Below are 13,523 nucleotides of genomic sequence, written 5' to 3'. Positions count from 1 at the left end.
TCACTTTTTTTACTGATTACCCGGGGCGAACCCTTGTGCGTGGCATCCGCTTTCGCCCAAGCTCCATTAACGGTAATCGCGCCCGCTTTTCCTTGCTGAGCGCCGCCGGCTTAATCCCTGTTTCTACAGTGGTTTATCTCGGACGGTGGTATTTTACAGGTATTTCGTAAGGTTTAAGAGAGGGTTTACAGTTTTTTTAAAACCATTCAACCGCAACGGTAGTTGAAAAAGCGATCAAATGAAGTGATTTCGATCGCTTTACCCGCAGCGGAAAGCCGATAGTCATGCCAGATTGCGAGTCAGATCACGCAATGGCAGCTAAATGCTGACCTGTTGCGCCAGGCGTCGAATGATGGCGGCGGTCAGCCCCCAGATAAACTGGCTGTGATACCAGGAGAGATAGATACGGTGCGTATGCCCGGCGCGATGAATATCGAGCGGATAGTAACGCGACAGGGTCAGCGCCTCCCGAAGGGGCATCTCAAACACGTCCGCCACTTCGCCTTCATTGGCCCGGAACTGCACCTCCGGCGGGATCAGGCCGACGATAGGCGTGACCTGAAATCCGGTGCTGCTGTCGAGCGGCGCCATTTGGCCGAGTACGGTCACCGCTTGCGGCGGTATCGCCACTTCTTCGTGCGCCTCACGCAGCGCCGTGACGATCGCCGAGCCGTCTTCGGCGTCGGTTTTGCCGCCGGGGAAGGCCACCTGGCCGGCATGTTTGCGCAGCGAGTCGGCGCGGCGAGTCAACAGCAGCGTTGGCTCTGAGCGACAGATAATCGGGATCAACACCGCCGCCGGGCGCACGTTGTGCGAGATCTGCGCCGCCTGCGGCAGCTGCAGCTGAAAACGGCTGATAAAGGCGTGCAGAGAGGCCGGTGAATTCGATGGGATCACGACAGCTCACACTCCCCAAGCTGCGGCAGAATGCGGCCCACCTTGTCGAAGGTTTCCTGGTATTCCGCCTGTTCCTCGCTATCCGCCACGATGCCGCCGCCGGCGGAGCAGTGGATGCGCCCGTTTTCGGTGACGAGCGTGCGGATAGTGATATTGGTGTCCATGGTGCCGCAGGCGCTCAGATATCCGATGCTGCCGCAATAGGCATTGCGGCGCTGCGGCTCCAGTTCTTCGATGATTTCCATCGCGCGCACCTTAGGGGCGCCGGTGATCGACCCGCCGGGGAAGCAGGCGCGCAGCAACGCGGTGGCTGAGGCCTGGTCCGGCAAGATCGCGGTAATGGTGCTTACCAGGTGGTGTACCGCCGGGAACGGCTCCACGGCGAACAGTTGCGGCACCCGTACGCTGCCGGGTTGGGCGACGCGGCCGATATCGTTACGCAGCAGATCGACGATCATCAGATTTTCGGCGCGATCCTTGGGAGAATCCGCCAGGCGGCGAGCCTGCGCGGCGTCTTGTTCCGTGTCTGCCAGCCGCGGCAGCGTGCCTTTGATCGGGCGGGTTTGGATGCGCTGCTGTTCCAGCCACAGGAAGCGTTCGGGAGAGACGCTCAGCACGCTGTTGTGCGGTAGACGCAGGAAAGCGGAGAAGGGCGCGCGATTGCTGGCGCTCAAGCGACAAAATGCCTGCCATTCGTCCCCTTGATAGTCGGCGGAGAATCGCTGCGCCAGATTAATTTGGTAGCAATCTCCGTTGCGCAGGTAGTGCTGGATGCGTTGGAATTTCTCACCGTACTGCCGCCGGCTCATATTGGCGCGCCAGTCGCTCAGCAGCGCAAAAGGGCGTTCCGTCGGCGCGGTTTGATTATTGAGCCAGCGCCAGCGCTGTTCCACGTCGCCATAGCTGAGCAGCGTCAGCGTTTGCAACCGATGGTCGGCAATAAGCGCCCAGTCATAAATGCCTACCGCCATATCCGGCAAAGTGAGATCGGCGTCGGCCAACTGTGGCAAAGTTTCCACCCGGCGCCCGAGATCGTAGCCGAACAGCCCCAGGGCGCCGCCCTGAAACGGCAGATCTGGATTGAAGGCCGGCTGCCAACCTTGCGTCGCCAACTGTTGTTGCAGCAGGGCAAACGGATCTTCCTCAGACAGGCTTGTGACGCCGTCACAACAAATTTCGGTGGTGGCGCCATGGGTGGTGAGCGTAACGCGCGGCTCAGCGACCAGGATATCGAAGCGGTTATGCGAATGCTCGGCAAACCCCGAATGCAGCAGCATCGCCCAAGGGGAGGATGAAAGCGGGGCGAAAAGCGTCATCAGGGCGCTGCGGCTGTAAGGCAAAGACTTTATGTTTGGGGCTGTTACGCTCATGAACGTCAATAAACCTGGCTGTGGGGGCGGCGATATCGGCCGTTAGTGTGCCATAGACGGCCGCGGCATGCATGTCTTGCCATGCGCGACATGAAGCACAGTTCACATAAACAGCAGCTCAATAGACCTTAAATAAGGCATTTTTTGCGCCATTAACTACACTTCAATATGTTAAAAATTCAGCGTTAAAGTTAGCTGGAAGTATTTCAATCGAGGGCGCGCAACCCGAAGAATATAAAGATTACTCGTTAATTTCGCAAATTTACTGTTTCTCTTCGTTATCAAAAAAAAGAGAAAAGGATGCACCGCCCGGTATTGAGAGGGTGAGGCGATTATTTTTGGATTAACGGTTGATTATATAACGTTTCTTGCCCGTAGCATGAAAAGAGAAAAATAAGACTAATCTTATTTGGCCTGTATTGGAAATGCCTGTGCCTTATCAGCAGCCATTTTCCTCCAGCGCTGAACGGGTGGGTTTTATCTAAAAAAATAAAATTATTATTTTGTTACATTATCATTGAAGAGCTGCCTATGTCGTTAATGCTGAGCGTTATTGTCCCGATGCATAATGCGGGAGAATTACTGGAACCCTTCCTGGCCTCGTTGTTGGCGCAGCGCGAACAACGGTTGGAGGTGATCATCGTCAATGATGGTTCTACCGACGGCTCGGGTGAGACTGCGCACCGTTACGCGGCGCAGCATTCGCATATTAGAGTGATCGATCAGGCCAACGGCGGCGTTTCCAATGCGCGTAATGCCGGTCTTGCCGTCGCCCGGGGCAAATATGTGGCGTTTCCTGATGCCGACGATCTGTTGGCGCCAGAAATGTATTCCACGCTGTTGGAACAGGCCGAGCTGCATCAATTAGACGTGATGCAATGCAATGGCGAGCGCTATTTCGCCAGTGAGGACGAATTACAGCCGATCTTTCCCCAAGAGCGTTTACAGACCACCGACGTTATCACCGGCGTACAGTGGTTAGAACGGGCATTGAAATCGCGAAAATTTATTCACGTTGTATGGCTGGCGATATATCGCCTCGATTTTATCCGCCGGCATCAGCTTTATTTTGAACCAGGGTTACATCATCAGGATATTCCCTGGACGACCGAAGTCATGTTTAATGCCCAGCGGGTCAAGTATTTAAGCACGCCGCTGTACCGTCAACGGGTGCACGATAAGTCGATCAGCAATCGTCGCCGCACCGGCAAAGCAAACGTGGATTATCAACGCCACTATATGAAAATCGTCGAAATGCTGGAGCGGCTCAACCTGCGCTATGCAGGCAGCATTGCCATTCGTCCGGCTTTCCACTGGCAAATCACCCGCGAAGCGTTGGGCATTTGCCATAGCATTCGTCGTGAGCCGGATCCGCTTGCCCAGAATCAGATTACCGAAGAGTTTTATCAGCGCGGCATCGACAGAGCGATGTCCGCCAATGCGCGCGGCGTGAAGCAGGGGTGGCATGTCATGCTGTGGCGGCATCGCCTGAAGCAGTGGCGCAGCGATAACGGCTGTTCGCAACCGGCCTGAGGCTTGGGATCCGCCGCATTAGCGCGTATACTCCTTCTCCCTTTTGCCGGAGAGAACGACACATGCATGCAGGTATGCCATTACTGAGTCACGCGGAGCAGCAGGAAGCGGCGGATCGCATCCATCAACTGATGGAGCAGGGCATGAGCAGCGGTGAAGCCATTGCTCGCGTTGCGCAGGAAATTCGTGAGAAGCATCAGGGCGCTCAGGTTGCGGTATTGTTCGATGACGATGATGAAGACGAGCAGCATGAAGTCGCGCCGGATGCGTCGTTGGATGACGATGCCGAAGAAGACGAAGATTATTGATGTTATCGGGGCCGCGTAAGCGGCCCCGTCAGTTTCAGCTTTCAACCGCCACGGCGGCGGCGGCCTGCTTCGCTCGCTCCACCGCGTGTTCAGTGGTGTCCGCGGTGGCCAGCGCAACGCCAAGACGGCGTTGCCCGGCGATTTCCGGTTTGCCGAACAGACGCAGCTGGTTGTACCCGCGCAATGCGTTTTCCAACCCGCTGAAACGCACATCGCTGCTGGTGAGCTGCGGCAGGATCACCGCCGAGGCGGAAGGGCCGAACTGGCGAATGGCGCCGATCGGCAAGCCGAGAAACGCGCGAACGTGCAGGGCGAACTCGGACAGATCCTGTGAAATCAAAGTGACCATGCCGGTATCATGCGGGCGTGGCGACACTTCGCTGAAGATCACGTCGTCGCCACAGACGAACAGCTCCACGCCGAACAGGCCGAAACCGCCCAGGGCTTTCACGACTTTCTCCGCGATCGCCTGAGCGCGGTTCAGCGCCGTGGCCGACATGCGCTGCGGCTGCCAGGATTCGCGATAATCTCCGTCTTCCTGACGATGCCCGATCGGCTCGCAGAAATGCACGCCATCCACTGCGCTGATGGTCAGCAGCGTAATTTCAAAGTCAAATCTTACCAGCCCTTCGACGATCACTCTGCCGCCGCCGGCCCGGCCGCCCTGTTGGGCATAATCCCAGGACTGTTGCAACTGGTCGGGCGTGCGGATCAGGCTTTGGCCTTTACCGGAGGAGCTCATCACCGGTTTGACGATGCACGGGTAGCCGATATGTTCAACCGCCTGGCGGAAGGCGGCCTCGCTGTCGGCAAAGCGATAGCTCGAGGTGGGCAAACCGAGATCTTCCGCCGCCAGACGGCGAATGCCTTCGCGGTTCATGGTCAGGCGCGTGGCTTCGGCGCAGGGCACGACGCGGTGCCCTTGATGTTCAAGCTCCACCAGCATGGCGGTGGCGATCGCTTCGATTTCGGGAACGATATAGTCCGGCCGTTCTTGTTCGATAACGGCTTTCAGCGCGTCGCCGTCCAGCATATTGATGACGTGGCTGCGGTGCGCCACATGCATGGCGGGCGCATCGGCGTAGCGATCGACGGCGATCACTTCCAGACCTAGGCGCTGGCATTCAATGGCGACTTCTTTGCCCAACTCGCCGGAGCCGAGCAACATGACGCGGGTGGCGGAAGGGCGCAGGGCGGTTCCAATCGTTAACATAGTTTCGTACCTGGATCGGTGAAAGTAAGCGGATTGATGATCGGCGGGCAGTATATACGAAAACGATTGCGTGCACAGCCGTCGCGCCAGTTTTGTTGCTAACTGACTGTTTTTATAACAAGCAGAAATATTTGCCCTGCATGGGCGATTATGCGTTAATAACCGACGGCGAAAGAAGGCCTACTTATCACAAGGTTTTCGCGTCTCGTGCCGTCAAGGCAGGTTTATCAAGTAAAGGAAACACAAATGAGCAAGATCACTGGTCACGTTAAATGGTTCAACGAAAGCAAAGGTTTCGGCTTCATTACCCCTGCCGATGGCTCTAAAGACGTTTTCGTGCATTTTTCCGCTATCGTTAGCGATGGTTTCAAGACCCTGGCTGAAGGCCAGCAGGTTGAGTTCTCCATCCAGGACAGCCAACGTGGCCCGGCTGCAGCCAACGTCGTTGCTATTTAACGACAGCGTTGCCAAGAAACCCGCCGCCGGCGGGTTTTTTTATGCCCGCAGCCCGTAACGCCGCCCATCTCTGTTATCATTTACCGCTGATTCGGCGCTAACCTGCGGGCGCGCCGCCATTTCATTCGCCATATAAGAGTTATCGCCGTGAGCACAGTTTCTTTTTCTTCCCTGCCGCTGCCAGCCGAACAGTTGGCCAACCTCAACGAACTGGGGTACGCCGAAATGACGCCGGTGCAGGCCGCCGCGTTGCCCGCCATCCTGCAAGGGCGGGACGTGCGCGCCAAGGCGAAAACCGGCAGCGGTAAAACGGCGGCGTTCGGCATTGGCCTGCTGAACAGCATCGTCGTCGGTCAGGTCGCCACACAGGCGCTGGTGCTTTGCCCGACCCGCGAGCTGGCCGATCAGGTCAGCAAAGAGCTGCGCCGCCTGGCGCGTTTCACGCAGAACATCAAGATCCTGACGCTGTGCGGCGGCCAGCCGATGGGGCCACAGCTCGATTCGCTGGTGCATGCGCCACACATCGTGGTGGGGACGCCGGGCCGTATCCAGGAGCACCTGCGCAAGAAAACGCTGCAGTTGGACGAGCTGAAAATGCTGGTGCTGGATGAGGCCGATCGCATGCTGGACATGGGGTTTGCCGACGATATCGACGATGTTATCAGCTACACGCCGCCGCAGCGCCAGACGTTGCTGTTCTCCGCCACTTATCCGGCGGGCATCGAGCGCATCAGCGAGCGCGTTCAGCGCCAGCCGCTGAGCGTCGAGGTGGACGATGGCGAAGCGCAGACTTCCATCGAACAACGCTTCTATGAGACTACCCGCGATCAGCGCCCGGCGCTGCTGGTGTCGGCGATTCGCCATCATCAACCCGCGTCCTGCGTGGTGTTCTGCAATACCAAGCGCGATTGCCAGACGGTGCTTGAAGCCCTGGAGGCCCGCAACATCAGCGCACTGGCGCTGCATGGCGATCTGGAGCAGCGCGATCGCGATCAGGTGTTGGTACGTTTCGCCAACCGCAGTTGCCGGGTGTTGGTGGCGACCGACGTCGCCGCTCGCGGCCTGGATATCAAAGAGCTGGAGCTGGTGGTTAACTACGAGCTGGCGTTCGATCCCGAAGTGCATGTGCACCGCATTGGCCGCACCGGCCGCGCCGGCCTGAGCGGACTGGCGGTCAGCCTGTGCACGCCGCAGGAAATGGCGCGGGCGCACGCGATTGAAGATTATCTGCAGATGAGCGTCGATTGGGCACCGGTGTCCGAGCTGAGCGGGGCGGCGAGCGGTTCGCTGGAAGCGGAGATGGTGACGCTATGCATCGACGGCGGCCGTAAGGCGAAAATCCGTCCCGGCGATATCCTTGGCGCGTTGACCGGCGACGCCGGGCTGACGGCGGCGGAAGTGGGCAAGATCGACATGTTCCCGGTGCACGCCTATGTCGCTATTCGCAAGGCCAGCGCGCGCAAGGCGCTGCAACAGCTGCAGCAGGGTAAAATCAAAGGCAAAAGCTGCAAGGTACGGCTGCTGAAATAAGCCGAAGGCGGGTGGCGGTTTGCCTTCCCGCCATTATCTATTTATACTGTATATAATTACAGTCATTTGAGTATTTGAGGACGCACGCATGGCGGTTGAAGTTAAATATGTGGTGGTGAGAAACGGTGAGGAAAAAATGACTTTCGCGAGCAAGAAAGAAGCCGACGCCTACGACAAAATGCTGGATCTGGCGGACAACCTCGGGGAGTGGCTGCAGCAGGCACCGCTGAGCCTGGATGACGAACAGCGTGAAGGGCTGAGCTTCTTCCTGGCGGAAAATAAAGACGCGCTGGGTCTGATTCTGCGCGGTGCTTCGCCGGCGGAAACCCTCAAGAAACCGGCGGAAAACAAAGCGAAAAAAGCATCGTCTAACTCAAAAGAGGGATCTGCGTCAGAAAAGCAAGCGGCATAATGACCTATGTTGCGGTGTTGTGATGAAAAAGGATCTAAAATGAGCCGTGAAATAACTTTCTTCAGCCGTTTTGAGCAAGACATTCTGGCCGGGCGTAAAACTATTACCATTCGGGATGCCAGCGAATCGCATTTCAAACCGGGCGAGGTGCTGCGCGTAAGCCGCAATGAGGACGGCGTATTCTTCTGCTTTATCGAAGTGTTGTCGGTAACGCCGGTGCGCCTGGATGCGCTGACCGAACGCCACGCGCAGCAGGAGAACATGTCGCTCAGCGAGTTGAAGCAGGTGATCAAGGAAATCTATCCGGGCCTGGATGCGCTGTTTGTCATTGAGTTCGTCAAACGGTAATCCTTTGCCAAAACCCTGTTGTGAGCCAGGGATGGGCGCCCGGATAGCGCTAATCACAACGGGAGGACATATGAAAAAAACGGGTTTGGCTATCGCTTTGTTGGCCATGGTGGGAGCATCGACGACGGTGTGGGCGCAGGATCACGAACAGCGCACCGCCAAGGTGGGACAGTGTGCGGGCCTGCAGCCGGCGGATATCGCCGCCCAGGTCAAGCGCGACTTCTTGCAGAACCGCATCACGCGCTGGGAGTCGGACAAAAAGCTGTTGGGTACCGCAACGCCGATTGCCTGGGTCAGCCCGGATGCCATCAGCGGCAAGGATCAGGTGTGGCAGGTGCCGTTGACGGTGCGTGGCACCAAGGCAGATAAAACCTACAACGTGACGCTCAACTGCAACACCGGCGAAATCGCCTACAGCGCGCCGCAGTAATCTTTACCCGCAATAAAAAGCCCGCCGGCGGCGGGCTTGATGCTTCAGGGCGGCGTCAGTCGCTGAACGGGATCACCAACTCACCCGGCTTCACTTCCAACCCCTTCGCCAGTTTTTTCGCCAGCGCTTCGGTTTTGCTGTTGTCAGGGTTCAGCACATAGGCCGGTTTTTGGTCGAAGTAGGATTTCAGCGACTGGTTCAGATACGGCGTCAGCGCTTTCATCACCGTCTGCATTTTTTCCGGCTGCACGCTGTAATCGGTCAGTTCCATGTCCTTCAGGTAAATGGCGCCCTGCGCTCGGTCGTAAACCGGCTGCGCCTTCAGCGTCAGCTTCAGGTCCGCCGCCTGCGGGCCGAGAATCGACGTGATGTTGACCTTGGCGTCGCCGGAAAGGGTGACTTTACCCGGTTCGCTGCGGCCAATCTGGCTTTGCAGCTGAGTCAGCACGATGTTGGCGTCCACCAGACCGGGCACGCCGATCTGTTTCTGATAGTCGTTGTGTTTCTGCAGGTAATCATTCACTTCCTGCTCGCTCAGGGTGTACTGGGTCAGTTGGTTGCAACCGGCCAATACGCCGGCGAACAGCAGGGCGGCTGCGCCCATCAGGATCTTCTTCATTAATGCCTCATTGCGACTGCTGGCGAAAAGTGCTGCAGATAATTGATTAATCATTATAAACGCTCCACCTGCGCGTGAAAACGGCCGGCGGAGAGATGGGGAGGATAGTGCGCGCAAAAGCAGGCAAGACCTATCGGATAACGCCGAAAGCGTCAGCGCCGCAATCGCAGCGCCAACAGAATCACTCCGGCCAGGCAGGCCGCGCCTCCCAACAGCGGGAACAGCGGAACGCCCCACAGCCGCAGCGACGAATGCATCAAATAAGGCGCCAGCCCCAGGGCGAAAGCGGCGGTGACGATGGCGATGGCCAGGGTGACGGCGGCGCGTTCCAGCGCTTTGCTCAACTGGCCGAGGTTACTGACGTTGATATCGGCATTGAGCTGCCCGCGCTTCAGGCGGCGAACCAACAGCCGCAAGGTTTGCGGCAGCTCCTCTCCGGCGTCGAGCGCTTCCCCACCCAGAGCCAACAGCCGCTGGCGCACGGCATCGGGGGCGTAGCGCCGCAGCGCCGTTTGTTGCAACATCGGCTTGAGCGTTGCGACGATGTCGAAGGCCGGATCCAGCCGGTGCAGCACGCCATCGGCGGTGATCAAGGCCTTGAACAGCAGCACCAGATCGGGCGGCAGCGCCAGCTGGTGTTCGCGCGCCATCACCAGCAGATCGGTCAGGGCTTTACCCAGCGTAAGGGTGGCGGCGGCCTGCTTGTCGAGAAAGTTTTGCGCCGCCAGCTCCAGATCCATCAGGTCCAGCGGTTCGCTGTCCGACCAGGCGATCAGCGTGTTGACGATGCCCTCGGACTGACGTTCGGCGATGGCTTGCAGCAGCAACAGCAACTGGTTGCGCCGCCGTTCGGACAACTGGCCCACCATGCCGAAGTCGATAAAGCCGACGCGATCGCCGCTCAGCGCCATCACGTTGCCGGGGTGCGGATCGGCGTGATACAGCCGGTGCTCCAGTACCATGCTCATAAAGGCGCGGGCGCCGCGTTGCGCCAACAGCGGCCCGTCAAAACCCGCCGCCGCCAGCTGCTCAGGGTTTTCCGGCGCGGTGCCGGGCAAGTATTCCTGCACGAGCAGGCGGGGGGAAGAGTATTGCCAATAGATTTTCGGCACCACGACGTCGGGTTGATGAGCGAACATCCCGGCGACGCGATCGCAGTTATGCCCTTCGTGAGTCAAATCCAGTTCGTGATTGAGCGCCGTCGCCAGCGCTCTGACCATCTGCCTCGGTCGATAGCGCGCCAGCGCCGGGCTCTGCTGTTCCACGGTCTCCGCCAGCGAAGCCAGCAGCCGCAGATCGGCGTGGATGGTTTTCGCCAGTCCGGGCCGCAGCACTTTTACCACCACCTGTTCGCCGCTGTGCAGGCGCGCACGGTAGATTTGCGCCATCGACGCGGCGGCCAGCGGGGTACGATCGAATTCGGCAAACTGCTGCTCGGGCTCGCCGCCCAGATCGGCGATGATTTGCGGCGCGAGCGTTTCCCATGGCAGCACCGCCGCCTGGCTGTGCAGGCGATCCAGTTCATCGGTCCAGGCCGGATCCAAGAGATCAGAGCGCGTGGCCAGGATCTGGCCGAATTTGACGAAGGTAGGGCCCAGCGCCTCGAGCGCTTCGCGCAGCCGTTCAGGCAGCGTCTGCGCGTCCTGTCGGCCGGGCTCGCTGCGGGCGCCGCGCAACAAAGCGCCCAGCCCCAGCAGGCGCAGAACGTCCTGCAGGCCGTAACGAATCAGAACGGAGGTAATTTCCTTCAGCCGCGCCCGGTCGCGAGCGGTGGCGAGCACCATTTTCAACATCAGTACGCCATGTCCTTGTTGTGACTTGCTAACGTTATTGTTCCATATCCAGCAGCAACGGCACCTCGCTGCGCTGCGCCATGCGGTTGCGATAGGCTTCAACATTGTCCGGCAGGGCAACTCCGGCGACGATCGATAGCGAACGCAACAGCGGGAACAGGTGAATGTCGTCCTCGGACAGCTCGCCGTTTACCGCCTCGGCGGAGACGATTAGCGGCGACAGCGCGTGCAGGTCAGCTTCCAACTCGGCGATCAGATCGGCACTGTTGGCGAGATGCTCTGTAAAATCACCGATTGACGCCTGCTTTTTATCGATAAAGTAACGGCGGGCGCTGTCGGTGGCAAATTCTTCGAAGTCGGCATGCGCAATGCGCGGCAACAGCAGTTTTGCGCTGTAACCGCCGACCCGCTGCAGCCACTCGGCGATGGCCGGGTTGGTGTTGCCGGTCAGCGCCGGTTTGCCGTCCAGACCGTCGACATAGCGTACGATATCCAGGCTTTCCGCCATCGCTTCACCGTCGTCTTTGACCAGGATAGGCACCATTTTTTTGCCGATCAGGGTGAACGGGGTCGTCTCATCGTCGTTGAGCAACGTGACCAGGCGAACCGGCAGGTGCTTCAGGCCGAAAATCATGCGGGCTTTAACGCAGAATGGGCAATGATCGTAAATGAACAGTTTCATGCTTGCTCCGGGTTGTCAGGTTTTAACAGCAATAGTTACCACAGCTTACCGAGGCTGTCTTGAAGTGCGTGTGTTGGATGGTGCGTTATTGCGACATTGCCCGCGCAACAGGCGCGGGCGAGGGGCGTTATTTCTTGACCGGTACCGAGTTGAGCACATCGATCAGGTGAATGCGGGCCTGTTCCAGATCGAGCTGATCGCGCTCGTTGGCGGCGGTGACGATCTGCAGCTGCTTGATGACATCGCTTTTCAGCGCGCTGTCGCCGGCGATAATTTGGGCCAGCGCCTTTTCCACCAGGGTAGAGCGCGCATAGATCATGCGCAAGTTCAATATCATATGTTCGAGCAGTTGCGGTAACTTCGCTTCTTCAATCATGCCGACGGGCTCCTGTAGGTGTTTTTACTAACAGGATAGCAGCTGCTGCCGATTCGGCCGGATTTCTATGGCCTCAACCGCCGCGCAGCATCATAGAGGCGCTGCGCCGCGGGCTGAATTGCCAATGCAGTGCCAGCAGCGTGGCGAAGCCGACGGCACCGAGCAGCAACCAGGGCAGCTCCGGCAGGTTCATCGTCCGGCCGGTATCGTACATCCAGCCGCCGCCGGTATAACCTAGCGCGCCGCCGAGCGCCAGACCGAGACGGCTGAAGCCCATGTAGCTGCCGCGCGCCCGCGGATCGGCCAGTGAAGCGCTCAGCGTTTCGCGCGCCGGTTCGGCGATGATTGAACCCAGGTAGAAGCAGCAGATCAGCGTAAACACCCCCTGCAGACTGGTGGCCAAGCCGATCGGCAGCAGGCTGAGGGTCATCAGCAGCAGGCCAGCCATCAGGCGTTGTTCAAGCCGAAAATGTTTTTCTCCCCAGCGCGCCAGCGGATAGAGCAGCGACAGCGACAGCGCGGCTTCGATCGCATACATCCATTTGACCGCCGCCGGCGAACCGGCAATTTCGTTGACCACGATCGGCAGCATCAGCATCACCTGCACCGCCAGCATATAGTAGCCGGTCAGCGTCAGGACATAGGTGAGGAAACGGCGATCGCGCAGGACCCGCAACATGCCTTCTTTCATCGGTACGCGTACGGTGGAGATGCGATAAGCCGGCAGCAACCAGGCGTTCCAGCCGGCGGCCAGCACAAAGATCGCCGCCCCGACCCAGCAGACAAAGTGGAAATCGTACTGCAGCAGCCAACTGCCGATCAGCGCGCCGACCACCGCACCGGCGCTGTCCTGCATCATCAGCAGCGAGAAAAAGCGACCGCGTTCGTGCGGGCGGGTCAGTTTGATCACCAAAGCGGTGCGCGGCGGATCGAACAGCGTACCGCCGAGGGCGGAGAGCGCGCAGGAGAACCACAGGATCCACGGTTCATCGGCCATCGCCATGGTGGCGAAACCGGCGGCGCGCAACAACATGCCGGTGACGATCATCGGTTTGGCGCCGAAACGATCGGCGATGGCGCCGCCGAAGATGCCGAGCCCCTGCTGCAACAGCTGACGCAGACCCAGCGCGATGCCGACGATCAGCGCCGCCCATCCCAGCTGATCGACAAAGCGAATCGAAATAAGCGGAAACACGACAAAGAAGCCTAATACCACCAGCAGGTTGTCGAGCAACAGAAAATATTTACCCAAGCTGCGCGCTTGCGACACCAGAGACATGCTTCACCATGAGCAATTAAGAAAGAGGGGGAGACAGCCTCTCCATTCTCTACCCAATTTCCGTGCGGCGACAGGGGCGGTGTAGATAATATTTTTTTATCGTCAAGCTGTTATCTGCGCTGCAAAATTGGCGGAAAAACGCCGTAAAGCGCGCATTCGGCGATTTACTGAGCGGCCGGGATTTTACCTCGGGGGCGGGCAACGGTTATATTGAAGACAGGAAAGTGCGGTTCGACGGCGTGATTGGCAAAATAATGCCGTGGCGTAAGATCGGCAC

The 13,523-nt window shown here is 58.7% G+C and carries 15 protein-coding genes; 7 read left to right on the top strand and 8 right to left on the bottom strand.

All coding sequences use genetic code 11. The features are described from left to right. Positions 1 to 318: 318 nt before the first annotated feature. On the bottom strand, positions 319 to 897 hold the full coding sequence (locus ATE40_RS10750; protein WP_063918497.1) for a CoA pyrophosphatase: 579 nt from the start codon (positions 895 to 897) through the stop codon (positions 319 to 321). Further along, positions 894 to 2,267, bottom strand: a complete 1,374-nt coding sequence (gene pabB, locus ATE40_RS10745) for an aminodeoxychorismate synthase component 1 (RefSeq protein ID WP_063918641.1) — start codon at positions 2,265 to 2,267, stop codon at positions 894 to 896. The genes ATE40_RS10750 and pabB overlap by 4 nt, the downstream gene beginning before the upstream one ends. Positions 2,268 to 2,798: 531 nt before the next feature. Between pabB and ATE40_RS10740 the strand changes: the two genes are divergently transcribed. Both ATE40_RS10740 and ATE40_RS10735 read left to right on the top strand, forming a co-directional pair. After that, on the top strand, positions 2,799 to 3,800 hold the full coding sequence (locus ATE40_RS10740) for a glycosyltransferase (RefSeq protein WP_063918496.1): 1,002 nt from the start codon (positions 2,799 to 2,801) through the stop codon (positions 3,798 to 3,800). Between the two features lie 62 nt (positions 3,801 to 3,862). Further along, positions 3,863 to 4,108, top strand: a complete 246-nt coding sequence (locus ATE40_RS10735; RefSeq protein WP_063918495.1) for a YoaH family protein — start codon at positions 3,863 to 3,865, stop codon at positions 4,106 to 4,108. 34 nt (positions 4,109 to 4,142) lie between these two features. On the opposite strand, the gene purT is transcribed toward ATE40_RS10735, so the two are convergent. Continuing rightward, positions 4,143 to 5,321: a formate-dependent phosphoribosylglycinamide formyltransferase gene (purT, locus tag ATE40_RS10730; RefSeq protein WP_063918494.1), complete on the bottom strand. Its 1,179-nt coding sequence runs from the start codon at positions 5,319 to 5,321 to the stop codon at positions 4,143 to 4,145. 246 nt (positions 5,322 to 5,567) lie between these two features. On the opposite strand from purT, the gene cspE reads away from it, so the two are divergent. From cspE to yebF, 5 genes are all read left to right on the top strand, one after another. Then, a complete protein-coding gene (gene cspE / locus ATE40_RS10725; RefSeq protein ID WP_004927572.1) occupies positions 5,568 to 5,777 on the top strand; it encodes a transcription antiterminator/RNA stability regulator CspE in 210 nt (69 codons plus the stop codon). A 147-nt stretch (positions 5,778 to 5,924) separates the two neighbouring features. Continuing rightward, positions 5,925 to 7,307 carry an ATP-dependent RNA helicase DbpA gene (gene dbpA / locus ATE40_RS10720; protein ID WP_025159815.1) on the top strand — a complete coding sequence of 461 codons (1,383 nt, stop codon included), beginning with the start codon at positions 5,925 to 5,927 and terminating at the stop codon, positions 7,305 to 7,307. An 88-nt stretch (positions 7,308 to 7,395) separates the two neighbouring features. Beyond that, on the top strand, positions 7,396 to 7,719 hold the full coding sequence (locus ATE40_RS10715) for a YebG family protein (RefSeq protein ID WP_063918493.1): 324 nt from the start codon (positions 7,396 to 7,398) through the stop codon (positions 7,717 to 7,719). A gap of 39 nt (positions 7,720 to 7,758) precedes the next feature. Beyond that, the gene (gene yqfB, locus ATE40_RS10710; RefSeq protein WP_019452831.1) at positions 7,759 to 8,067 is read left to right on the top strand and encodes a N(4)-acetylcytidine aminohydrolase; all 309 of its coding nucleotides are present in this window, start codon (positions 7,759 to 7,761) and stop codon (positions 8,065 to 8,067) included. Positions 8,068 to 8,137: 70 nt separating this feature from the next. Further along, positions 8,138 to 8,497, top strand: coding sequence for a protein YebF (yebF, locus tag ATE40_RS10705; protein ID WP_019452830.1), 360 nt, complete (start codon positions 8,138 to 8,140; stop codon positions 8,495 to 8,497). Positions 8,498 to 8,552: 55 nt separating this feature from the next. On the opposite strand, the gene ATE40_RS10700 is transcribed toward yebF, so the two are convergent. The 5 genes from ATE40_RS10700 to mdtH form a co-directional block, all read right to left on the bottom strand. Continuing rightward, positions 8,553 to 9,116: a lipoprotein gene (locus tag ATE40_RS10700; protein WP_004927555.1), complete on the bottom strand. Its 564-nt coding sequence runs from the start codon at positions 9,114 to 9,116 to the stop codon at positions 8,553 to 8,555. A 152-nt stretch (positions 9,117 to 9,268) separates the two neighbouring features. Continuing rightward, positions 9,269 to 10,909 (bottom strand): ABC1 kinase family protein, encoded by a 1,641-nt coding sequence (locus tag ATE40_RS10695; protein WP_063918492.1) that lies wholly within the window; start codon positions 10,907 to 10,909, stop codon positions 9,269 to 9,271. A gap of 34 nt (positions 10,910 to 10,943) precedes the next feature. Then, complete coding sequence (gene grxB / locus ATE40_RS10690) at positions 10,944 to 11,591, bottom strand: glutaredoxin 2 (protein WP_063918491.1); 648 nt, start codon at positions 11,589 to 11,591, stop codon at positions 10,944 to 10,946. A 127-nt stretch (positions 11,592 to 11,718) separates the two neighbouring features. Continuing rightward, positions 11,719 to 11,967 carry a hypothetical protein gene (locus ATE40_RS10685; protein ID WP_019452827.1) on the bottom strand — a complete coding sequence of 83 codons (249 nt, stop codon included), beginning with the start codon at positions 11,965 to 11,967 and terminating at the stop codon, positions 11,719 to 11,721. 73 nt (positions 11,968 to 12,040) lie between these two features. After that, positions 12,041 to 13,246 carry a multidrug efflux MFS transporter MdtH gene (mdtH, locus tag ATE40_RS10680; RefSeq protein ID WP_063918490.1) on the bottom strand — a complete coding sequence of 402 codons (1,206 nt, stop codon included), beginning with the start codon at positions 13,244 to 13,246 and terminating at the stop codon, positions 12,041 to 12,043. Positions 13,247 to 13,523 lie beyond the last annotated feature (277 nt).

This window comes from Serratia surfactantfaciens (assembly GCF_001642805.2).
Classification (GTDB): Bacteria; Pseudomonadota; Gammaproteobacteria; order Enterobacterales; family Enterobacteriaceae; genus Serratia; species Serratia surfactantfaciens.
Note: the sequence above shows the minus strand (reverse complement) of the source record. Positions and strands in the feature narration are given on the sequence as shown.